At 62.7% G+C, this 22,237-nt stretch carries 21 protein-coding genes; 9 read left to right on the top strand and 12 right to left on the bottom strand.

The features are described from left to right. Positions 1-10 precede the first annotated feature (10 nt). From HMPREF2698_RS07155 to rho, 8 genes are all read right to left on the bottom strand, one after another. On the bottom strand, positions 11-253 hold the full coding sequence (locus HMPREF2698_RS07155; protein ID WP_010187073.1) for an ATP synthase F0 subunit C: 243 nt from the start codon (positions 251-253) through the stop codon (positions 11-13). Positions 254-352: 99 nt separating this feature from the next. Continuing rightward, positions 353-1,165: a F0F1 ATP synthase subunit A gene (gene atpB, locus HMPREF2698_RS07150; RefSeq protein WP_070525178.1), complete on the bottom strand. Its 813-nt coding sequence runs from the start codon at positions 1,163-1,165 to the stop codon at positions 353-355. Between the two features lie 446 nt (positions 1,166-1,611). Then, positions 1,612-2,046 carry a Cg1360 family ATP-synthase-associated protein gene (locus HMPREF2698_RS07145; protein WP_070525176.1) on the bottom strand — a complete coding sequence of 145 codons (435 nt, stop codon included), beginning with the start codon at positions 2,044-2,046 and terminating at the stop codon, positions 1,612-1,614. Between the two features lie 16 nt (positions 2,047-2,062). After that, positions 2,063-3,238: an MraY family glycosyltransferase gene (locus HMPREF2698_RS07140; protein ID WP_070525174.1), complete on the bottom strand. Its 1,176-nt coding sequence runs from the start codon at positions 3,236-3,238 to the stop codon at positions 2,063-2,065. Positions 3,239-3,248: 10 nt separating this feature from the next. Beyond that, on the bottom strand, positions 3,249-3,926 hold the full coding sequence (locus HMPREF2698_RS07135) for an L-threonylcarbamoyladenylate synthase (protein ID WP_046648928.1): 678 nt from the start codon (positions 3,924-3,926) through the stop codon (positions 3,249-3,251). 54 nt (positions 3,927-3,980) lie between these two features. Beyond that, the gene (prmC, locus tag HMPREF2698_RS07130; RefSeq protein ID WP_070563250.1) at positions 3,981-4,880 is read right to left on the bottom strand and encodes a peptide chain release factor N(5)-glutamine methyltransferase; all 900 of its coding nucleotides are present in this window, start codon (positions 4,878-4,880) and stop codon (positions 3,981-3,983) included. A 24-nt stretch (positions 4,881-4,904) separates the two neighbouring features. After that, a complete protein-coding gene (prfA, locus tag HMPREF2698_RS07125) occupies positions 4,905-5,981 on the bottom strand; it encodes a peptide chain release factor 1 (protein ID WP_070563247.1) in 1,077 nt (358 codons plus the stop codon). Next, a complete protein-coding gene (rho, locus tag HMPREF2698_RS07120; RefSeq protein WP_070563244.1) occupies positions 5,981-7,888 on the bottom strand; it encodes a transcription termination factor Rho in 1,908 nt (635 codons plus the stop codon). The genes prfA and rho overlap by 1 nt, the downstream gene beginning before the upstream one ends. Positions 7,889-8,355: 467 nt before the next feature. Between rho and HMPREF2698_RS07115 the strand changes: the two genes are divergently transcribed. The 5 genes from HMPREF2698_RS07115 (at position 8,356) to HMPREF2698_RS07095 (ending at position 13,705) form a co-directional block, all read left to right on the top strand. Continuing rightward, entirely contained in the window at positions 8,356-10,107 is a 1,752-nt protein-coding gene (locus HMPREF2698_RS07115; protein WP_070563242.1) for a long-chain fatty-acid--CoA ligase, read from the top strand. 50 nt (positions 10,108-10,157) lie between these two features. Next, on the top strand, positions 10,158-11,291 hold the full coding sequence (moaA, locus tag HMPREF2698_RS07110) for a GTP 3',8-cyclase MoaA (RefSeq protein WP_070563240.1): 1,134 nt from the start codon (positions 10,158-10,160) through the stop codon (positions 11,289-11,291). A gap of 10 nt (positions 11,292-11,301) precedes the next feature. Next, positions 11,302-12,519, top strand: a complete 1,218-nt coding sequence (locus HMPREF2698_RS07105; RefSeq protein WP_070563236.1) for a molybdopterin molybdotransferase MoeA — start codon at positions 11,302-11,304, stop codon at positions 12,517-12,519. A 128-nt stretch (positions 12,520-12,647) separates the two neighbouring features. Next, positions 12,648-13,133 carry a cyclic pyranopterin monophosphate synthase MoaC gene (gene moaC, locus HMPREF2698_RS07100; RefSeq protein WP_070531177.1) on the top strand — a complete coding sequence of 162 codons (486 nt, stop codon included), beginning with the start codon at positions 12,648-12,650 and terminating at the stop codon, positions 13,131-13,133. Positions 13,134-13,138: 5 nt separating this feature from the next. Beyond that, positions 13,139-13,705: a molybdenum cofactor guanylyltransferase gene (locus tag HMPREF2698_RS07095; RefSeq protein ID WP_070563233.1), complete on the top strand. Its 567-nt coding sequence runs from the start codon at positions 13,139-13,141 to the stop codon at positions 13,703-13,705. On the opposite strand, the gene HMPREF2698_RS07090 is transcribed toward HMPREF2698_RS07095, so the two are convergent. Together HMPREF2698_RS07090 and HMPREF2698_RS07085 are read right to left on the bottom strand one after the other, a co-directional pair. After that, on the bottom strand, positions 13,692-15,065 hold the full coding sequence (locus HMPREF2698_RS07090) for a multicopper oxidase domain-containing protein (RefSeq protein ID WP_046648921.1): 1,374 nt from the start codon (positions 15,063-15,065) through the stop codon (positions 13,692-13,694). The two genes, HMPREF2698_RS07095 and HMPREF2698_RS07090, sit on opposite strands and share 14 nt — an antisense overlap. Then, complete coding sequence (locus tag HMPREF2698_RS07085; protein WP_070563229.1) at positions 15,046-16,245, bottom strand: beta-carotene 15,15'-monooxygenase; 1,200 nt, start codon at positions 16,243-16,245, stop codon at positions 15,046-15,048. Before HMPREF2698_RS07085 ends, HMPREF2698_RS07090 begins: the two co-directional genes overlap by 20 nt. 93 nt (positions 16,246-16,338) lie before the next feature. Between HMPREF2698_RS07085 and HMPREF2698_RS07080 the strand changes: the two genes are divergently transcribed. Genes HMPREF2698_RS07080 through HMPREF2698_RS07065 form a run of 4 tightly spaced genes read left to right on the top strand, consistent with a single transcriptional unit; the run spans position 16,339 to position 19,850 of the window. Next, positions 16,339-16,599 (top strand): DUF2249 domain-containing protein, encoded by a 261-nt coding sequence (locus HMPREF2698_RS07080; RefSeq protein WP_046648919.1) that lies wholly within the window; start codon positions 16,339-16,341, stop codon positions 16,597-16,599. A gap of 22 nt (positions 16,600-16,621) precedes the next feature. After that, entirely contained in the window at positions 16,622-17,344 is a 723-nt protein-coding gene (modA, locus tag HMPREF2698_RS07075) for a molybdate ABC transporter substrate-binding protein (RefSeq protein ID WP_070563225.1), read from the top strand. A gap of 9 nt (positions 17,345-17,353) precedes the next feature. Then, on the top strand, positions 17,354-19,084 hold the full coding sequence (locus HMPREF2698_RS07070) for an ATP-binding cassette domain-containing protein (RefSeq protein WP_246819446.1): 1,731 nt from the start codon (positions 17,354-17,356) through the stop codon (positions 19,082-19,084). A gap of 58 nt (positions 19,085-19,142) precedes the next feature. Further along, a complete protein-coding gene (locus HMPREF2698_RS07065) occupies positions 19,143-19,850 on the top strand; it encodes a helix-turn-helix transcriptional regulator (protein ID WP_070563220.1) in 708 nt (235 codons plus the stop codon). Here HMPREF2698_RS07065 and thrB read toward each other — a convergent pair. Further along, positions 19,847-20,770, bottom strand: a complete 924-nt coding sequence (gene thrB, locus HMPREF2698_RS07060) for a homoserine kinase (protein ID WP_070563217.1) — start codon at positions 20,768-20,770, stop codon at positions 19,847-19,849. The genes HMPREF2698_RS07065 and thrB overlap by 4 nt on opposite strands. 16 nt (positions 20,771-20,786) lie before the next feature. Further along, a complete protein-coding gene (locus HMPREF2698_RS07055) occupies positions 20,787-22,109 on the bottom strand; it encodes a homoserine dehydrogenase (RefSeq protein WP_070563214.1) in 1,323 nt (440 codons plus the stop codon). Between the last annotated feature and the right edge of the window lie 128 nt (positions 22,110-22,237).

Below are 22,237 nucleotides of genomic sequence, written 5' to 3'. Positions count from 1 at the left end.
AAAGCGCTCTTTAGAACAGGAAGCCTGCAACGAGGCCGATAAGTGCCAGGGCCTCAACGAAGGCGATACCCAGGAACATGGTGGTACGCAGCTGGCCGGCCATCTCCGGCTGGCGAGCCATGCCCTCGACGGTCTTGCCGACGAGGATACCGATGCCCAGACCCGGGCCGATGGTTGCGATGCCGTAGCCGATAGCGCCGAGGCCCTTGAGGGTGGACTCGTCAGCAGCCTGAGCAAGAATGATTTCGTTCATGATGAAAGTCGTTCCCTTTCAATGTTTTCCCGCGAATTGTTCCGCGGGGGAAGTGGTGATTTCTGGGGTATTTAGTTAACCGCGAGGTTCGCGTTGTTGTTAGTGCGAATCTGCATGCAGCGACAGTTCGATGTATACCGCCGTCAGCAGGGCGAAAATGTATGCCTGCAGGAAGATGACGATAATTTCGTACAGCGTGAACAGAACCGCTGCGACCAGAGTGAGGCCACTCAGTGCGGTCCAACCGTTGAACTGGAAGAAGAAGAAGTTCGTTGCCGAGTACAACAGGACCAAAATGAGGTGGCCAGCCAGGAAGTTCGCCATAAGACGAAGAGCCAGCGTGACTGGACGCATGACAAACGTAGAGAAAGCCTCAATCGGTACAACAAGCACGTGCAGCAGCGGCGGCAGATTAGGAATAACCACCGAGGACTTGACGAACTTGCCGAAGCCAAAGCGCTTTGCGCCGGCGTAAATCATGGCGATGTACGCAACGACTGCCAGCACGATTGGCATACCAATACGAGCATTCGGAGAGATGTTTAGGGCTGGAACGATAGTTGCTACGTTCCAGAACAAAACACCGAAGAAGATCGTGGCCAGGATCGGAAGGAAACGGCGTCCTTCCTTACGGCCCAAGATGTCTTCTGCGATGTGAATTCGTACGAAGTCAATCGCATGCTCCGCTACGTTCTGCAATCCTTTAGGAACCAGCTTCGGGTTCCTGAAGGCGACAACAAAAAGGAGCACCAAGATAGCCGCCATAAACAGGCGGACCAGCATGATGCGATCCAAAGCGAACCAACCGTTGGCGAAATCGGCGAACAGGAGATCGACGACTCCACCATCTTCGGTTACGTGCCCCGGGAAAAATTCTGGATCCAGTTCGGGTGCGTGAAACTCACCCTTCATGGCCAATGTCGTAACGCTCAGCGTTCTCTCCCGTGTTCGGGCCACACAGCTTGTCGAAGGCTATGTGGTGCGATGGACGTCTCAAGCTCTTTGCCCTGCTCACGGACTCCGTCGCACATCAGCGTAAACAGGGCAAGGATAAACCGTACTTTTTCGGGATAGCATGACGCTAACCCGCGGTAACCCGAAGAGAATGCTATCAGTTCGCCCTCAAGTTTTCGCACGTGGGGGCAGCGTTGTGAACCTAAAGGCACAGCCCAGCGCCGTGCGGCCGCATAAAACGCCCACATTCTGCCAAAACCCTACTAAGTGTATTTGGTCACACACCCGCGTTTTCCCACCTTGACGGGGGTAATGAGCGCCCGAAGCGGCGTCATTTCGCTACACAAAAAGCCACCCTCCCGGGTCACCGGGAGCAGTGGCTCACTGAAAAAGGTCGAGAAAGGCTAAGACACGTAAGTCACGTTGGAGGTGACCACGCCCCATACCTCAGTTCCCAACGTCACCGCCAGCGCCAGCAGCACGGTGACGAAGAGGGCCATCGTGTCGTAGAACTCTAGGTCCTTGATCAGCAACAACACCATGATGAGGATGACGACCTTAAGCAACCAGCCACCTAGGACCACAGCCATCGTGGTCGAGGGTGTCGTGCGTGCGGTAATAAGCACCGAGGCCGCGGTAAAGAGCACGAAGCCGCCGCCGATGGCCGCGCCGACGAGTACTCCCCAAATTCCGGGCACTCCGCGAACGCCACCCCAGATGGACAGGGACGCGATGGTTACGACGATAAGGCCGATGACCCCGAGACGCAGGGCGCGCTTGAGGGGGCGACGATGATCGTCGTAGGGCGAAAGCTCTTCGGAGGTCGTTGAATCAGTCACAGCCCCATACCCTACCTCAGGAAGGATCAGTTTCCAGCACCACACTGGTAGCCCGCGGCCGACGCCCAATCTTGCCCTGGCGCAGCGGAATCAGGGTCACGCCGAAGGCCACGCCAAGCGCGAGAACCGCCAAAGCCACGGCCGCAGGGGCCGGAACGATAGAAAAGGAGACGGCCCCAAACGCCACCGCGGAGACCCATAAATAAAGCACCAGTACTGTGCGTCGGTGCGTGTGCCCCAAGGAGAGCAGCCGGTGGTGAATGTGCGCCTTATCCGCAGCGAAAGGCGAGCGCCCCTGCGATACGCGGCGAATGACGGCCCAGACAAGGTCCAGGACTGGAATAAAGACCGCGGCGACCACGACGATGACGGGTGACATCAACGCCACAATGTCCACGGTGCCGTACAAAGACATGTTGATCTTGCCGGAGGCGGACGTCGACGCCGCGGCGAGCAGCAAACCAATCAGCATCGCACCGCTATCCCCCATGAAGATGCGGGAGGGCTCAAAGTTGTGAGGGAGGAACCCGGCACACACGCCAACAAGAGCGGCAGCGATAATCGCCGGCGGATACGCGGACACTGCACCGCCCTGGTCGTGCAGAACCGTCAGCGAGAAGACCAAGATAGCGCCGCCGGCGATCATGCCCAGCCCGGCCGCCAAACCGTCGAGCCCGTCGACGAAGTTGATGGCGTTAATGAGCAACACGGTGAAGAATGTGGTCAAGAGTGTCCCCTGGACCTGGTCCAAAATGACCGTAGTTCCATCACCAAAAGGCAGGAAGAGAAGCGTCCACGTCAACCCCAACCCGCTCATGATGGCGGCGGCCACGAGCTGACCGATGAGCTTGACCAGAGCGCTCAGCTCCACTAAGTCATCCACCACGCCCACGAGGACGATGGCTGCGGCTGACCACAGCACAGCATTCATCTCAGGCGTGACGGGCATAAAGCCGCGAGTCAAGGCTGGAAGCTGGCCTGCGAGATAGACGGCGGCCGCAAAACCCGTGAACATCGCCACCCCGCCGAGCTGCGGTGTTGGCTGGGAGTGACTATCGCGCAGGCGAATCTCCGCCACCTGTCCGCTGCGCACTAAGAAGGTACGCACCAGTCCGGTGGTGAGGTAGGTAAACGCCGCCGCGACAAAGATCACCAACGCTAGCTCGCGCAGCGGCACTCCGGTTCCAGCCACTGATGTCTCCTTAAGAGGATTGGGCGCTCGGGCGGGTGCGCAAGGACTCTGCGGATACTCCGATGACCTCTCCGATCTGCTCAGCGCTCAATGCGCCTTCGCGCAAAAGATAAGGGCGGGAGCCAGACAGATCGATAATGGTGGATGGCTTTCCTACCTCTGCTTCTCCCCCGTCGAGGTAGACGGTGACGGCCTTACCCAGCTGCTGCTTGGCGGCAATCGCCGTGGTGGGTGGGGTTTGGCCAGAGATATTCGCGGAGGACACCGCCATGGGGCCGACCTCACGCAAAAGCTCGATGGCGATGGGGTGCAGCGGCATGCGCAGCATCACCGTGCCGCGGGTATCGCCCAAGTTCCAGGGAAGCGACGGCGCCTGCGGGACGACGATGGATAGTCCGCCCGGCCAGAAGGCCTCGATCAGCGTTTGGGCGGTATCATCCAACGACGCGACGAGGCCTTTGACGGTATCCCAGGAGCCCACGAGCACCGGTACCGGCATGTCTGGGCCGCGGTGCTTGGTGGCCAGCAGGCTAGCCACGGCGTCGTTATCAAAGGCATCGCAGCCCAGCCCGTAGAGCGTATCGGTGGGCATCACTACAAGCCGCCCCGACTTGGCTGCTTTGACGGCAAGAGCCATTCCTTCTTCGCGCTCGGCGGCGTCCGCACAGTTATAAATCTGTCCCTGCATTGGTCTCTCCTTTAATCCCGTTCTTGTCGGCTTGTCGACCAATCTTCGACCAATCTACTGTACTCCCCGCTGTGCCGTGACAAAGCGGGCGGTGCCAGTGAGATCCTTGAGCACCTCGATGTGGCTAAATCCTCCATGCGCGCGCAGGGCTTCCTGCACCTGTTGGGAGGTGTCGTCGTCGTGCTCGATGCCCACGCGGCCACCGGGGCGCAGCAGCGCAGCGATGGTCGGGATCATCGCGTTGATGGTTTCCATGCCATCTACTCCCCCGAACACTGCCTCGTGCGGGTCCTGATAAACCTCCGGTTCCAGGTCCGGGGTTTCCGGCACATATGGCGGATTCGTCAGCACGAGGTCGACGCTGCCGTGCAATTCCGGCAAGAGGTCTGCCTCGGTGACATCCCCTTGGACCACGTTTATAGTTCCCGCCCCGCCGCGCGCAGCGGTCGCGGCGTTGCGGCGGGTGTAGGCCAGGGCGGCGTCGGCAAGCTCTACTGCCCACACCTCAGCCTGTGGCACGTAGTGTGCGACGTAGAGCCCGAGCGCACCGGACCCAGCGCACAAGTCCACGACACGGGGAGATTCCGACGAGTTAAATTCCTTCGACTCCAACGAGTTAAATTTCGTTAGAAATTTAACTCCCCAGTCGGCGAGCACCTCCGTTTCCGGGCGTGGAATGAACACGCCCGGGCCGACCTCAAGCTCGAGCGGACCAAACCACGCGACACCCAGGATGTGCTGGAGTGGTTCGCGCGCTTCACGACGCCCCACCAACGCTCCATAGGCCACGTCAAAACCGGGGATCGGTTGCTCGTCGAGGGGGATGTCCATGTGCCCGCAGTGGATGAGGTGGGCGGCCAACAGGCGCGCGTCCCATTCGGGTGAAGGCACCCCGGCAGCGCGAAGGCGCTCCGTGGCATCACGAAGCGCCTCCCTATAGGTGTGAAATGTCACCGTTAATAACCGTGCCTTAGCCTTCTAGCCCTCGGCCTCGAGGCGCTCGGCGCGCTCCTGGGCCTGCAGGGCCTCGATGAGGTCGTGCATGTCGCCGTTGAGAACGGAGTCGAGGTTATTGGCCTTGTAGCCGATGCGGTGATCGGTAATGCGGTTCTCCGGCCAGTTATAGGTGCGGATGCGCTCGGAGCGGTCCATGGTGCGCACCTGGGATGCGCGCTGCTCGCCGGCCTCGGCCTCGCGCGCCTCGCGCTCCATTTGATCCAGGCGGGCTTGCAGCACCTGCAGGGCACGCGCCTTGTTCTGGATCTGGGAGCGCTCCTTCTGACAGGTCACCACCAGGCCCGTGGGCAGGTGGGTAATGCGCACGGCGGAGTCGGTGGTGTTCACGCCCTGGCCGCCCTTACCGGAGGAGCGGTAGACGTCAACGCGGATGTCCTTGTCATCGATGTTGACTGCTTCGACTTCTTCCGGCTCCGGGTAGACCAGCACACCGGCTGCGGAGGTCTGGATGCGGCCCTGGGACTCGGTCACCGGGACGCGCTGCACGCGGTGGACGCCGCCCTCAAACTTGAACACGCTCCACGCGCCATCACGGGACGGGGTCTTGGATTTGAAGGAGATGGACATGTCTTTGACGCCGCCGAGGTCGGACTCGTTGAGGCCCAGGACCTCCCACTGGAAGCCGGCCTTGTCAGCGAAGCGCTCGTACATGCGGGCTAGGTCGCCAGCGAAAAGTGCTGCCTCCTCGCCGCCGGCGCCGGCCTTGATCTCCATGATGATGTCCTCGGAGTCCTGCTCATCGCGCGGAGCGAGCAGATCCGCGAGCTTCTCCTCCAGCTCCACGACGAGCGGTTCGAGGCGCTCAACCTCGGGCTGGAATTCGTGGTCCTCATAGGCCATCTCTTTGGCGTCGGCCAGGTCTTGGCGGGCCTGGACGAGTTCATCGTTGACAGCAACGATGGGGCGCAGTTCAGCGTAGCGCTTGGACAGCTTGCGGAACTGCTTCTGATCTCCGGCTACGTCCGGGTCAGCCATCTGCATCTCGATGCCCTGGTACGCGGAGACGATGTCATCAACGAGGGAAACCTGGTTCGACATTATTTGTAGTCCTCCTCATCCATATCTGCCGCCATGGGCGCAGACGAGGCCACCTGCATGAGGAATTCGCCGTTGGAGCGGGTCTTCTTGAGCTGCTTGATCAGCAAATCGATGGCAGCAAAGGAATCCAGGCCGGAAAGGATGCGGCGCAGCTTGGTCATGATGCGCGCCTCCTCCGGAACCAGCAGGAGTTCGTCCTTGCGGGTGCCGGACGGGTTGACGTCCACGGCCGGGAAGATGCGGCGCTCGGAGATGGCGCGGTCGAGCTTGAGCTCGGCGTTGCCGGTGCCCTTGAATTCCTCGAAGATGACCGTGTCACCGGTGGAGCCGGTTTCCACCATCGCGGTGGCGATGATGGTCAGCGAACCACCGTTTTCGATGTTGCGGGCAGCACCCAAGAAGCGCTTCGGCGGGTACAGGGCGTTGGAGTCGACACCACCGGACAGGATGCGGCCCGACGCCGGGGAGGAGTTGTTGTAGGCGCGGCCCAGGCGGGTGATGGAATCGAGGAGGACGACGACGTCCTTGCCCTGCTCCACCAGGCGCTTGGCGCGCTCGATGGCCAGCTCCGCCACGGAGGTGTGCTCTGACGGCGGGCGGTCAAAGGTGGAGGCGATGACCTCACCGTTGACGCTGCGCTGCATGTCCGTGACCTCTTCGGGGCGCTCGTCCACGAGGACCACCATGAGGTAGCACTCCGGGTTGTTCGTGGCGATGGCGTTGGCGATGTTTTGCAGGATCGTCGTCTTACCGGCCTTCGGCGGGGAGACGATCAGCGCGCGCTGGCCCTTACCAATCGGCATGATGAGGTCGATGACGCGGGTGGTGAGGATCTTCGGGTCCGTCTCCAAGCGCAGGCGCTGGTTCGGGTAAAGCGGGGTGAGCTTGGAGAAGTCCGGGCGGTCCTTCGCAGTCGACGGATCCAGTCCGTTGACGGTGTCGACCTCCACCAGCTGGTTGTACTTGCGGCGGTTGCGGCCGTTGCCGTGGGTGTGGGTCGGGCCAGAAACCTTGACCTTGCCGGTCAGCGCGTCGCCGGAGCGCAGGCCCAGGCGGCGCACGAGGTTGTTGTTAACAAAGACATCGGAGCTGGCCGCGCGGTAGCCGGTGGTGCGCAGGAAGGCCACGTTGTTGTCCACGACCTCCAGGATGCCGCCGACTACCTGTACTTCATCGCCCTCGCGGATCTGCAGATCGTTGCCACCATTGCCGCCACCATCGCGGTCACGCCCGCGGCGGTTACGGCGGTTGCGGCGGTTACGGCGACCGCCGCCATTGTTGTCATCGTCGTTGCGGTGGTTGTCGCGGCGGTTATTGTTGTGGCCGCCACCGTTATTGCCACCGTTGCCGCGCTCACCGTTATCGGAGTTGTTTCCGCCGCGGGACTGGTTGTCCTCGGACTTGCCATTATTGTTCTCGGCACCGTTATTGTTTCCGTTGCCGTTGCCCTTGGCCTCTTCGCGGGCCTCGCGCTCCTGGCGGCGGGCGCGGTTGCGGCGGGCGCGGCGAGCCTGGGAGCGGGACTCGTAGCGGTGCTCGTCGTTACCGTCGTTGTGCTCGGACTTATCAGCCTTGTCAGATTTGGCAGCTTCATCAGTCTGCTGCTTCGGCTGGTCCTGCTTGCGCTTCTTATCTTGCTCCGGCTGCTCGGACTCCTGGTCTGCGGCGCCGGCAGGGCGAGAAGCCTTGCGGGTAGCGCGGCGCGGCTGTTCGTCCTTCTTGGGCTCCGCTTGGGCTGCGGCCTTCGCGCCGCGCGCTGGCACCTGGCCGGTGGTCAGTGCGGTGATGAGATCCCCCTTGCGCAGTCCGGAGACGCCGCGAAGTCCACGCTCCGCAGCCAGCTTGCGCAATTCCGGCAGCTTCAGGGACGCGAGATCCTGTGCTGCGGTCTTGTCCGTATCGCTCACGGATATCCTTTCGTCGCTTCACCAACGCGCGCCGTCTATTCAGCCGCACCCGCACTGTGCGTGGTGCCGCTCCACGTGGGCGTTGGAAGCCAGTGTGTAATTGAGATGGTCCGCCGCCACCAGCGAGTTCACGCGACCGCGATCCCCGTGGGCGGTGGTTTTCTTTGGCTCTCCCCCCTCTCCGGCCCTGCGGAGCAGAACGTGAAGAACTCCTTGCTGCACTCCGAAAAGAACTCAAGGAAGCGGCCGCGGGTCAATCGCGGGGAGATATTTTAAGAAGGCGACTGCGAGCGTATCTCTACCCTCTCATTGCCGCGCGCACCGTTGGACTGCCATGAGTTTTTCACCGCAGGTGTGCACGCCGTGGAGGGAGCTCGGAGGTGCGAGGAAGGCTTTCCCCGCCAGTCGCGAACAACTATACCGCATCCATCCACCGCGCTCACACTGACACGGCTAAAGTAGTGCGCATGCTCTCCACTATGCAGGATATCCCGCTGTCCCTCACCCGCATCCTGGAGTACGGTTCCTCCGTCCACGGCCAAACCCAGGTAGTCACGTGGCACAGCGCCAATCCCGGCAACGAACGCGAAGAGACGACCTTCGCCGATATCGGTGCACGCGCCGCCGCTTTCGCCCACGCCCTGCATGACACGCTCGGCATCACTGGTGATGAACGCGTGGGCTCCCTGATGTGGAATTGCGCCGAACACCTCGAGGTGCTTTTCGGAACGGCCTGCAAGGGAGCGGTGTTTACGCCGCTCAACAAGCAGCTCATGAATGATCAGATCCGGCACATCATCAACCACGCCGAGGTTCGCGTCATCGTCGCGGATTCCCGCCTCGCCGACCAGCTTGCCCAGGTTCTGGAAGGCGTGGACTGCGTGCGCGCGGTGGTGTTCACGGGCGTCGGCAAGCCCAGCACCCCACTGCCGGGCAACGTTGAGGTTTATAGCTACGAACAGCTTCTGGATGGGCGCTCCACCGTGTACAACTGGCCGGTGTTGAATGAGCACACCGCTGCCGCCCTGTGCTACTCCACAGGCACCACCGGCGCTCCGAAAGGTGTGCTCTACTCGCACCGCGCCCTGTTTTTGGAGGGGATGCAGTTGCGCTCCTCCGACTCCCTGTGCGTGACCCATGGTGAGACCTTCTTGTGCTGCATCCCCATCTATCACGTTTTAAGCTGGGGCGTTCCCTTTGCGGCGTGGATGACGGGCACGCCGCTGGTGCTTCCCGACGCCGACGTCTCCCCCGCTACCCTGGCCAAAATCATCGCCGCCACCTCCCCGCGCGTGGCGCATGGCGTGCCCACCATTTGGATTCAGCTCTTCGTGCACTACCTCAAGAACCCGCCGGAGCGCATGACGCTGACGGAGATTTTCGCCGGCGGATCGCCCGTCCCGCCGCAGCTCATCAAGAGCTGGGAGGAGCGCTATGGCGTGGACGTGGTTCACGTGTGGGGCATGGCGGAAACCACCACGGTGGGTACAGTGGCGCGCCCGCCCTCAGGTGCTTCGGGTGAGGCTCGGTGGGCCTACCGCATTTCCCAGGGGCGCTTCCCCTCCTCCTTGGAATACCGGGTGGTCAATGACGGCCACGTGGTCAACACCACGGACCGTAATGCCGGCGAGATCCAGGTGCGCGGCAACCTGGTGACCGGCTCCTACTATCACTCGCCCACCTCAGAGGACGGCGGTGCCGCCCACGAATTCCGCGGGAAGGACGTCGAAGATGCCGCCGCCAAGTTCACGGCCGACGGCTGGCTGCGCACTGGTGACGTAGGATTCGTCAACGAGGATGGCTTCCTCACCGTGGAGGACCGCGCGCGCGATGTCATCCGGTCCGGCGGCGAGTGGATCTACTCCGTCCAGTTGGAAAACCTCATCATGGCCAACCCGGTGGTGCTCGAATGCGCCGTCATTGGCTACCCCGACAAGCAGTGGGTCGAACGCCCACTAGCTGTGACCGTTCTTGCGGCGGATATCAGCCCCACGATTGAGACCGCCGAGCGCCTGCGTGACGGGATGCGCTCTGAGCTTCCATCGTGGATGCTGCCGGAGTACTGGACCTTCGTGAAGTCCATCGACAAGACCTCGGTGGGCAAGTTCGACAAGAAGGATCTTCGTGCCCATCTTGCCGAGGGCGCCTATAACATCATCCGGCTGAAGGGCCCGGGCGAGGCGCAGCGCCTCGATACCGAAGAGGGCGCCACGCAGTAGAGGGGCCGTGCGACTATAGATCTGCTATTACTCCGGCTAAAGTGTGGTTAATGTCTGATCGCGTCTTTCTGCCTACGCCCTCCCCGCGCGGTTCCACCCGCGGCGGTGCCGACGCAACGCCTCCGGACCTGCCGCCTGCATTAAGCGATGGTCGCCGCGACTTGCTCGACCGTTATGGACGCCAAGCGCGCGACCTTCGAGTCTCGCTGACCGATCGCTGCAACCTCCGCTGTACGTATTGCATGCCCGCCGAGGGCCTCGAGTGGATGCCCACTGCCCAGACACTCAGCGACGACGAGACCATCCGCCTCATCAGGATTGCCGTAACCCACTTGGGCATCCGCCAGGTGCGCTTTACCGGCGGCGAACCTTTGCTGCGCAAGTCGCTAGAGAAGATTATCGCCGCCACGACGCAGCTACGCACAGACGAAAAGTTGGCCCCCGCCACCGCACTGACCACCAATGGCTTGGGACTCCCCCGCCGCCTGGACGGTCTCATTGAGGCGGGGCTGGACCGCGTCAACATCTCCCTAGACACCATTGATCCTGAGCTTTATGCCCGCCTCACCCGGCGCGACAGGCTGGGCGATGTCTTCGCCGCCATCGAAGCCACCACAGCCGCCCACCGCGAAGGGCGTCTGGGCACGGTCAAAGTTAATGCCGTGGTTATGCCCGGAGTAAATGAAGAGGACATCGTCCCCTTGGCGCGCTACTGCCTCGAGCGAGGCGCGCAGCTGCGCTTCATCGAGCAGATGCCATTAGGCCCGCGCGAAGAATGGGAACGCTCCCGGATGGTCACCGCAGAAGATATTTTGGCTCGTTTGGGAGAAGAATTCGAGCTCACGCCTGTGCAGAAGCCCCGAGGCTCCGCCCCCGCCGCACTGTGGACCGCGCAAGCGCGCGATGGCTTAATACAGGTAGGCCGAATCGGCGTCATCGCATCCGTGACAAGGCCTTTCTGCGGCAATTGCGACCGCACGCGACTCACTGCGGACGGCGCTGTGCGTAATTGCTTGTTCGGCAACTCGGAGACGTCCTTGCGGGACTTGTTGCGCAGCGGCGCTAGCGACGCGGAACTCGCCGCCGCGTGGGCGGGCGAAATGTGGAAGAAGCTGCCGGGCCATGGTGTGGATGATGAAGGATTCCTCCAGCCCGATCGCCCGATGTCCGCCATCGGCGGCTAGATTGGGTGCAATGACAAGCACTGGGACTGACTTAAGCATCGAGGAGTATTTCGACCGCCTCCACGCATTGGTTCGCGTCCTGCCTGCGGAGCGCGCTCCCCTTGTACAAGGCCGCGTTCTGGCCGAGCCACTCTTCGCCCGTCTTCCCCTCCCGCCGCGGGATAATTCGGCGATGGACGGCTTCCTCATCCCAGCTCCGGCGTCACCTGATGACTTAACCACCCCATTCACGCTGCCTGTTATAGGTGATGTCCCAGCAGGCTCACCCACTCAGGTCCCGCAGCCTGGGACCGCGGTGCGAATCATGACTGGCGGGGAGGTTCCGGAGGGTTTTGATGGCCTGGTCATACCAGTAGAAAACACCGATGTTCCCCTAGGGCCCGGACCTGTGCCTGAAACCGTCACGGTGCACCACCTGCCCGACCGTAACCATATCCGGCGACGCGGTTCCCACATCGACGCCGGCCACCAACTCGCTGGATCTGCCACGCTTGTCGACGCCCCCCTTATCGCCGCCAGCCTCTCCTCCGGCGTTGACAGCGCCGTGGTTCACCGCATCCCACGAGTAACCATCATTGCCACGGGTGAGGAGCTGATCAACGGCCAGCTTTCCGATTCGAATGGGCCCATGCTCGAAGCCCTCATTTCTTCCACCGGTCTCTGCGAGATCACCCGCACGGTCTGTGGAGATTCCCCCATTGAGCTGCACCGGCGCTTCAACGCGGCCGCTGCGGATTCCGATCTCATTGTCACCACCGGCGGCGTCTCGGCCGGCGCCTTCGACGTGGTTCGCGCCGTGATTGAGGATGCCGTGGAACGCGATGATTACTGGTTCGGCCACGTCAACCAACGGCCCGGCGCGCCTCAGGGCCATGCGCTCTGGGACGGTATCCCCGTGGTGTGTTTGCCGGGCAACCCGGTGGCGGCGTTTGTCTCCGCACACCTCTACCTCACCCAACTGCTGCGCTCTCTGCGCGGACTGCCCCGCCCCGCGGGTGTCAAGGACCGGCCGTGCCTCACGGCCGTCGCCGGTGCGGACTTCCCCGAACCTCACCACCCGCTCATTCAGCCGTGCTCCATCACCATGACGGAATCCATTACCGCAAGCCCACCGCCGGGTCCGCGTATGCGCAGCCACCACGTTGCCGCCCTTCCGGGCACACACGGCTTTGCGCTGCTGACGAGTCCGGTCGCCGCCGGCGAGCAACTTACCGTCTACCCTTACTAGCTTCACAATCCGCCTCCACATCCCCCACCCCTCCATTGCTACCAAAGATCGCGCATCTGAACACCCGGATCGGCCCACTCTTCGTCAGCTAGGCTAGGTCCACGCTAGGAAAGGATCCCTGTTTAGACATGAAGTTCACTCACCTCAACGACGCCGGCTCCGCCTATATGGTGGACGTCACCGAAAAGCAGCCCACGGTACGCACCGCTACCGCCCAAGGCGAGGTCGCGTGCTCACCAGAAGTTCTCACCGCGCTGCGGGAGGGAACCGTGCCTAAGGGGGACGTGCTTGCGGTTGCGCGTGTGGCTGGCATCGCGGCTGCCAAGAAGGTTCCAGATCTCCTTCCGCTGGCCCACACCATTGGGGTGCATGGCTGTGCGGTGGACATTGAGCTGCGTGAAGACCACGTCTTCATCGAAGCCACAGTGCGCACCGCCGACCGCACCGGCGTGGAAATGGAGGCGCTCACCGCGGTGAGCATCGCCGCCTTGGCGCTCATTGACATGGTCAAAGGCGTTGACCGCTCCGCCTATATCCGGCGCTGCGGCATCACCGCGAAGTCCGGGGGCCGCTCCGGTGATTGGTCCCGCGAGCTGCCCGGAACGAAAGGTTAAGCGAAGTGCCAGGTGTCATTGTTTTAGCCGGCGGGCGCGGCCAACGCATGGGAGGCGTGGACAAGGCTAGCGTGAGGCTCGCCGGTGAACGCCTCATCGACCGACTGTTGCGCCAGCTTCCTTATGGCGCGCCGGTAGCGGTCGTCTCGCCCTATCGTTTGGGCATGCCCCAGGTGTGCGAAAGCCCCCTCTTCAGCGGGCCAGCTGCAGGTATCGCCGCGGGCCACGCCGCACTGGCTGGTGACGCGAGGGCTACCACAGCAGTCTTTGCCGTCGATGCCCCGGATTCCCCGCAGGTACTGCCTGCCCTCCACAAGGCTCTGGGTAGCTCGGGCGCGGATGTCGCTGTGGCTACCCTCGACGGGAGCCTACAACCGCTGTGTGCGCTGTGGCGTACTAAGGCCCTCACCCGCGCGCTGGAGGAGCTCGGAGATCCACGCAACAACCCGGCCATGCGCTTACTGAGGCTCGCGGGCACCATCGCCGAGATCGAGGCAACGCCCGCAGTACGCGATATCGACACCTTGGACGAGCTACGAGCGCGGCGCGAGCGACTTGCTACTCAACGATAATCTGGCCGTGTTGCCCCTTCTCCGCATTCGTCATGAGGTGGTTGACAAAGGAATAGGTGCCCGGCTCGTTGAAGGTCATCTCCACGAATCCGCCCTGGGCAGGTAGAAGGTCGAGCGCCTGGGAGCCGGAATCCTTCGCGCCCTTAATCAGGTAGGCGCCTTCCTTGTACACGGTGTCGAATTGTTCGCCCACGACGTGGAAGCTCAACGGCAGATCCGGGCCGAGGTTGACCACCCAGATGCGCACGGTATCGCCCACCTTGGCGCGCAGCGGAGCAACATCATACTGGTTGGGATAGTAATTGAAGGCCGTGAGGTCATAGTCGCCGTCGCTGACGCGCTGCGCGTTAGCGCCCTCAGCTTCCTTACCCGCAGAGGCTAGAAAGACCTCGTTCGCCGTCATGACGTACTCCGCATCGACGTCTGCCAGCGCGTCCTCCCCGCGAGGATCGATGATGACCGCTCCCGCCATGCCATTGGCAATGTGCAAGCTCATCGGCATGGTCGAGCAATGATACATCCAGATACCCGCCCTGTGTGCCACGAATTCATAGGTCAGCGATTCACCCGGCTGGATCGACTTCATGTTCTCATCCGGGTTGACCTCACCCGCGTGAAAGTCCACCGAGTGCCCCATCGAGCCCTCGTTTTTGATGGTGATGCGGAACTTATCCCCTACCTTGCCGCGCAAGGTAGGCCCGGGTGCTTGCCCGTTGAAAAGCCACCGGGTTTGGCGCACGCCTGGGGCAACCTCGACTTCTTCCTCAGTCATCACCCACGTTTCCTCATGGAGCTCGCCTTCGGCGGGGGCAAGGGAGGCATCAAAAGCCTTAAAGTTCTCGCGGGCTGCCATGCGCTCGGCAGCCGAGGGCACCGTCGCCGGTGCGCCGGCGGAGCCGGTGCTTTCCGACGCCCCCGCATGATCATGCTCACCGGATGCTGACTCGTCGACGTTGACCATGAACGTCATACCTTGCATCTTGTGCCCGGCGATCGTGCAATAGCCTTCCACAGACTCCTCGATGATTCCGGCGTCGAGCTGCACGGTCTCGCCCGGTTCCACCCGGCCCGTCTCCTCGCGCCCAATCTTGAGGTCATGAACCTGGTCACCGGTGTTGGTGAAATTCACTACGAGGTGACTGCCCGCTGCCACGTCAATGGAGGACGGGACAAAAGCCATGCCCTCCACGGAGACGTCAACAGTCACGGCGTCGGCGGATGCCACCGTAGCTGGGTCCTGCTTGCCTGTGGTCGAGTTGAACACAGCCAGCCCAATGACAGCGAGGAGCGCGACGATGATGATGAGCCAGGACGCCCACTTCTTTTCGGAATGCTCCTTCTTAACGGGCACGCTTGACATGAACTTCTCCTTGAGATGATGCGACGGCCCATGCCAGGGCCACAATATTGGCGATGAGTCCAAGCCCCATCATGATAAGCCCGGCTACAGACACACCTGCAATGCCGAGGAGGCTGAGCACACCGCCCACGTTAATGAGCCCTACTCGCAGGAACCCGGCAATATGCCCGTGCGCGGGACGGGCCGCCCCGGCCAGGATGGGCAGCATGTGATGGAGCACCCCGGTGACCAGCTGCAGCAGGCCGGCGCCCAGAAACGCCGGCATGAGCAGTAGCGTGACCGCGCGTGGGTAGGCCCCTGCGATGGTGGCCGCGGCGTCACCGGCGCAGAGCGCCACCATCCATACCAGCCCCGCCAACGCGGACACACTAGCCGTGGTCTTCTCACCACCAAGCGCACCGGCCAGCACTGGCTGGATGATGAGTACGGCAGCAAGCACGGTGAGCAGCTGCGCCATGCCGGCGGCGCGGGTGAGCCCGGAGGCGTCGGCAAGCATGGCCACCCCCAGCCCCACGCAATGCACGGTCAAAGCCCGGCTGCACCGCACCCGCGCAACCGCTGAGATTGGGGTTCGGGTCAACGTGGGCAACAGCGTGATGACCGTGCCCAGGATGGTAAGAAGGCCGAAGCCCCACACCATCCCGCGTGAGTGCGCGGCCACCAACAGCGAGTAATTCCCTACCCCGTGCGCAGCCAGAATGACCAGTAGCACCGAGAACACCATGAAGCAGGCCGCCGCCAGATAAAAAGGAACGGTCACGGCGAAAGAACCAGACAGAGAGCCCCGGAGCGTGGTCCACAGCGCCCACAGGTGCCACGCAACGGCAGCGATGACCAGTGCCGAGCCACTATCTGAGAGCACGCCCCAGTCATAGCCCGCGCGATCAACAAGGAGAAGAACCAGCCCCACCTGAACCAGGCCTACCCGCGCGCCCACCCCTCGGAAGCCGACCGCCGGAGTGCGGGTGAGCGCCTCCGTGAAGTGGGTACTGAACACGAGGATCGCGGTGGTCAGCGCGCCGAGGGTGAATGGGTGGATGAGGTCCCACCACACGACGGGTGCTCCCCCAAAACTTGCCACGGTGATTCCCACGCCGACCGTGATCCAGAACGCGACGAGGCTAAAGGCAAGGGTGTGCCAGCGCCGGCGCGAAGCCAGGGAGACATCACGCAGAGACATATCCGACATTCCTATTTGCACGGATATAATCGTAGTAAATTAGTTGCACGGGCAGCAACGCCCGCCGCCCTAGAACTCGAAAGGAATCCATCAATGAACTTGCCGCTTGTCGACACTTCCAAGGGCCGCGACATTCCCACCCTTAACGCGTCCGAAATCCCTCATGCAGTGCGCCACGGCGCTATCCATGGGGCACTCGGCACCCTCAACGTGGGCGAATCCATGATTCTCATTGCTCCACACGACCCGCTTCCGCTGCTCAAAGAAGTGGACCAGCGCGAAGAATCCTTCGACCGTGAATACCTCAAGAAGGAACCAAAGGAAGTCCATATTAAATTCACGCGGACCGCGTAAAGATGCCGTAACGTAACTCACCATGCGCCGCTTGAAAATTGCTGTCTCTGTTCTCGCCGCCGCGCTGACTGTCGGCGGCTGCTCCTCCAGCTCCGACGAGCCGTTGCAGGTATTTGCCGCGTCCTCCACCCGTGTGCTCAACGACGAACTCTCCAGTGCGTCTGAAACCCCGCTGGCGTTCAACAACGGCGGCTCTTCTGCCCTGGTACAGCAAATCAATGAAGGCGCTCCCGCAGATCTGCTCCTCACGGCTTCCCGGGAGACCATGGATGATGCGACCGCTCAGGGCACCGTCGACACCCCCGTGACCCTAGCCAGCAACGTCATGGTCATGGTCGTGCCGAAGGGCAATCCCTTGGGACTGCGCTCCGCGGCCGACCTGGATCCCTCAGCACACCTCGTGCTCTGCGACCCAAGCGTGCCCTGCGGCGCCATCTCCACGCGCATCATGGAGGCCAACAACTGGGACCTGCACGCTTCCTCCCTGGAGGGACAGGTAGCTGACGTCCTGGGTAAGGTCGCCTCCGGTGAGGCGGACGCCGGATGGGTCTACTCCACCGATGCCGCTGCTAGTGAGGACGTCGAGGCCATCCCGCTGGACCACGCGGAAGACTTCCGCAATGAGATCATGGGCGCGGTGGTAACTGATTCACCCCGGCACGACGAAGCCCAGGATGTCCTCAACCTCCTCGATTCGGATTTTGACAGCACCTGGGAAAAATACGGTTTCACCCCGGTGGACTAAGTGTCACGCGTGATTTTGCGCGAACAGCGCCCGCGGACAACGTGGCCGGTCATCGCCGCCGGCGTGCTCGCTGCGGTCTACATCCTTGCCCCGGTGCTCGCCCTCGGGCTGCGAGTGCCCTGGCCGAACCTCGCCGACACGCTGAGCGCTCCGGCGACCCATGACCTCCTCCGCGTCAGCCTTTCCGCGGCGGCGTTGTCTACCTTGCTATCCACAATCCTGGGCACCTGTCTGGCTCTGTGGCTCCAGCAGCTGCGCCGCGTGTCTCACCTTGTGCGGCTGGTGGTCTACCTCCCTTTGGCCATGCCTCCCGTGGTGGGCGGGTTGGCGCTCACCGCACTGCTCGGGCGCCGCGGACTGCTTGGCCCGGTTTTAGAGCATGCTGGGCTGCACGTGTCTTTCGCCTTTCCCGGTGTTGTGGCAGCTCACTTATTCGTCACCCTGCCCTTCGTGGTGGTGGCGGTAGATTCTGCGCTGCGGCAGCTCGACCCCGAAGTCGTGGCCAGCGCGCGGGGCATTGGCCTGAGCACAGGAACCATCCTTCGGCGCATCATCCTGCCCGCTATCCTCCCTGCCGTGTTCACCGGCGGTGCTCTGGCGTTCGCTCGCTCGCTGGGTGAATTCGGAACGACGATCACCTTCGCCGGATCCCTGCCCGGTTCTACTCGGACCATGCCCAGCGGCATCTACCTTGAGCGCGAGGTCAGCGCGGACAATGCCTATACGCTGTCGGCCGTATTGATCGGGATAGCCATCCTCACGCTCACCGCGGCCGGAATGCCTCTGCTGCTGCGCCGCCGCCACGAGCAAGCTGTGCGCGCTTTGCAACCGATGGACACGGCTGCGCTTCGCACGATGACCTCCCCGCAGGACTCTCCCCGCGATCTCTTAGCCACGGTCGGCGACACCACCACGACGTTCCGTGGCGGGCGCGTGACCGCGGTGGTTGGCCCCAACGGCGCGGGAAAGACCACGTTGATGCGTTTCATTAGCGGGCGCTTACAGGGAGCCCAGACAAATGCCGAGCGTGTGGTCATGCTCTCCCAAGACCCCGGGCTGCCTCCCACCGCCACCGTGGAACAAGCTTTGACCATGGTGACCAAGGATGCACAAAGGACCCAGGAGTTGATGAACGCAGCTGGATTGCAGGAGCTGGGCCATGTTTCCGAGCTTTCCGGCGGACAGGCCGCACAGGTTGCCCTCCTGCGCGCACTTGCGGCGCGCCCGGAGGTCCTGGTCGTGGACGAGCCTTTTGCCGCCATGGACGTCGAATCAGCCGCCCGGTGGCGCCACCTGTTGCGCCTCTCGGCGGCAGACCGCACCACCATCATTGTCACCCACAACCGCGTGGACCTCACCACGCTGGCAGACGACATCGCTGTAATGGAAGCCGGCGAGGTCATCTCGCAAGGACCCGTGGATCAGCTACTGGAGCAGCCCACCACTCATTTCATGGCAGAGCTATCAGGCGTTAATCTGCTACGGGGTAGCCTCCGCGATGGGGTGTTCACTCCTGCTCGCAGCGGTGACCACTGGGCGGCCTTCCCCCAGAGCGCACTGAACTTCGACAGCACCGGGGTGCTGAGCGCCACAATTCTTGCTGACTTAGGCAGCTCAACCCTGGTGGAGATCGATGGCCAACGGGTGACTCTAGACCAACCGGCACGCAGCAAGGCCCCCGGTGAGGTTGTGCCTGTGTTCCTCGATTCCGCTGCTTTAAGGCTTTATGCACTGAAATAGGGGAAGAGCTGCGAGCGGATGTAAGATCCTCGTAGCGTTGTCCAAGGAGAGGCCGTTTATGTCTACGTCATCTGCGCATAGCCCGCGCTCGTCTACTGAGCTTTTTCCCGACACGATGAAGCTCTCCCCCAAGCAGAGCGAGGTACTCTCAACCCTGCAGACATTCCCGCAAGGAGCACGCGCCGCCGAGATTGCACAGGAACTGGGGATGCACGTTAACACCGCGCGCGGCCACCTAGATGAGCTCGTTAACGCCGGCGCGGTGCGGGTAGTTACCGCCCCAGCGCACGGGCGCGGGCGCCCCTCCCTGATCTTCCAAGTACGTGTACCCGACAACCGTTCGGTGGCGGAGGAATACGTCACGCTGATTAGCGTCTTGGTCACAGCGCTGGCGGATAAAGAGCAGCTCAATGACTTTTCTTCCGAGCAAGCACGAGAGATCGGCCGCGCGTGGGCTCAAGCTGCGGCCACGAGCCACGGTGCTGAGGCGCTGGCACCTCTCTACCAGACGATGCGCGATATGGGCTTTGACCCGGTAACTTCGGTGGAGCAATTCGCCGAGGAAGGCCGCACCACCGTGCAACTACACGCCTGCCCGTTCGTCACGGCCGGAATTCAGCCCTCCCCCTTCGTCTGCGCCATCCATGATGGATACCTAGATCAAGCGGCTGCCGATTCCGGCGGGCGGCTGAGCCTGAAGCTCATACCCAAAGCCGGAAACGGCGTGTGCCGAATCGACGTGGAAGAGAGCAGCGAGCTAGGCTAACCGCGCTCGACGGAGACCGGCCCGGCGACCTCCAGCTCCAGCACGCGCAGGTTCTGCCCGCGGGCATCATCGAGGATCTCCTCCTCGATGGGCTCGGTGTGCAGGACCATGACGGTGGGGCCGGCGCCGGACAAGTAGGCGGCATAGCCGCGGTTGCGCAGGCGGTTGACCCACTCCGCGGTGACCGGCAGAACGTCAGCGCGATAGGGCTGGTGCAGGCGGTCGCGGGTACCCTCCCACAGCAGGTCCGGGTAGGTGGTCAGCGCCGCCACGTTTACTGCGGTGCGGGAGACGTTAAAAGCGGCGTCACCATGCGTGACGTGCGAGGGCAGAACGCGGCGCACGGCCTGCGTCGACGCATGGAAATCCGGGACCAAGGCCGTGGCCTTGATGCTCGGGTGCACGTCCAAGGTGGCGGCACGGTACTCCGGCAGCGAGCGGCCGTCGACAGGCACGGTAGTCCAGGACACCACGGCATTGCCCAACACAGAGGCAGCGGCGTTATCCGGATGCCCTTCGAAAGCCGAGGAGAGCTGAACGACCTGCTGTTCCGAAAGCGGGAATCCCGCCAGGCCATTGCCCGCGGCCACGCCGGCCACCGCGGCGGACGCCGAGGAGCCCAGGCCACGGGACTGCGGGATGTTGTTCGTGCACACCACGCGCAAGCCGGAGACCTCCACGTCGGCAGCCTTCAGCGCTGAGCGGATGGCCTTGACAACGAGGTGGGAGCCATCGCGTGGCAGCTCGTCAGCGCCCTCGCCGAAGATCTCCACCTCCAGGCCGGAGCGGGTGACCTCCACCTCCACGGTGTCGTAGAGACTCAGCGCAATACCCAGGGTGTCGTAGCCCGGGCCCAGGTTGGCCGAGGATGCTGGGACCTGGACGGTGACCTTGGTGCCTACTTCGATATCGATACTCATTGTTCTCTCTGAGTCCCTATACGCCCAGGCGGATGACGGAGTGAACGGCCTTGACCTCATCGAGCTCGCCGAGGGCTGCGACGATCTCCTCGAGCACCGCTTCCTTCGCTGCGTGGGTCACCACGATGAGGCGAGCGGTGGCATCGCCGTCCTCCTGGCGCACGGTGCGCAGTGACACCCCGTGGCGGGCAAAGACACCGGAGATGGCAGAAAGCACGCCGGTGCGGTCTTCAACTTCCATGTCGACGTGATAACGAGTTTCCACTTCTCCGAACTCCGCAATAGGTAGGTTGGCGTAGGTGTTCTCCCCCGGCGCTTGGCCGCCGTGGACAATGTTGCGTGCGGCGCCGATGACGTCACCCAGCACAGCCGAAGCCGTCGGGTTGCCGCCGGCACCGTTGCCGTAGAACATCAGGGAACCGGCGGCCTCCGCCTCGACGAAGATGGCGTTGTAGGACTGGCTAACCGACGCCAACGGGTGATCCTTCGGGACCAGAGTCGGGTGCACGCGGGCATTGACGGATTCCGCGCCGGTTTCCTCATCAACCAAGCGTTCACAAATAGCGAGCAGCTTGATGGAATAACCGGCTTGGTTGGCGGCCGCGATATCGTCCGCGGTGATCTTGGAAATGCCCTCGCAATAGACGTCGTTGAAGGTCAGGCGGGTGTAGAACCCCAGGGAGGCCAGGATGGCAGCCTTAGAGGCGGCGTCGTGGCCCTCCACGTCCGCGGTGGGATCGGCCTCGGCGTAGCCCAGACGGGTGGCCTCAGCCAGCGCGTCCTCGTAGGAGGCGCCGGTGGTCTCCATAGCGTCCAAGATAAAGTTGGTGGTTCCGTTTACGATTCCGGAGATGCGCTGGATCTTGTCACCGGCCAGGGAACGGCGCAGCATGCCGACAACCGGGATGGCGGCGGCCACCGCAGCCTCGAAATAAAGGTCGACGTCAGCGCGCTCAGCAGCCTCCGCCAGCTCATCCGCGTGCGCGGCCACGAGAGCCTTGTTGGCGGTGACCACGGATTTACCGGCGTTGAGAGCAGCGAGGACGAGCTCGCGCGGGAAGTCAATGCCGCCGATAACCTCGACGACGAGATCGATATCATCGCGCAGGACGAGCGCCTTGGCGTCGTCCGTGAGCAGCTCCTTCGGCACGCCCGGACGAAGCTTGTTCTTGTTGTGCACGGCTACGCCGCGGATCTCCACCGGGCCGCCGATGCGGTGCGCAAAAGCGTCCGCATTCTCCTGCACGAGGCGGAAAACCTCGGCGCCTACGGTGCCAAACCCAAGCAGCGCAATACCTACTGGTTCGCCTTCGGGCTTCTTGCTACGGTTCGTCGTCATGGTGTCCCTTTGTTGATGTTGCGTTTGATTCTTACGTGCTAGCCCATCACTATACAGAACGAGCTGTCTATTTCTATACAAAATGGCCGGCACTGGGCGCGACCGGCCATGTCATAGTGAATAAAATA

The organism is Corynebacterium sp. HMSC072A02, from assembly GCF_001810085.1.
GTDB classification, from domain to species: Bacteria; Actinomycetota; Actinomycetes; order Mycobacteriales; family Mycobacteriaceae; genus Corynebacterium; species Corynebacterium hesseae.
The sequence above is the reverse complement of the archived record's forward strand: the minus strand, read 5'-3'. Positions and strand labels throughout refer to the sequence as shown.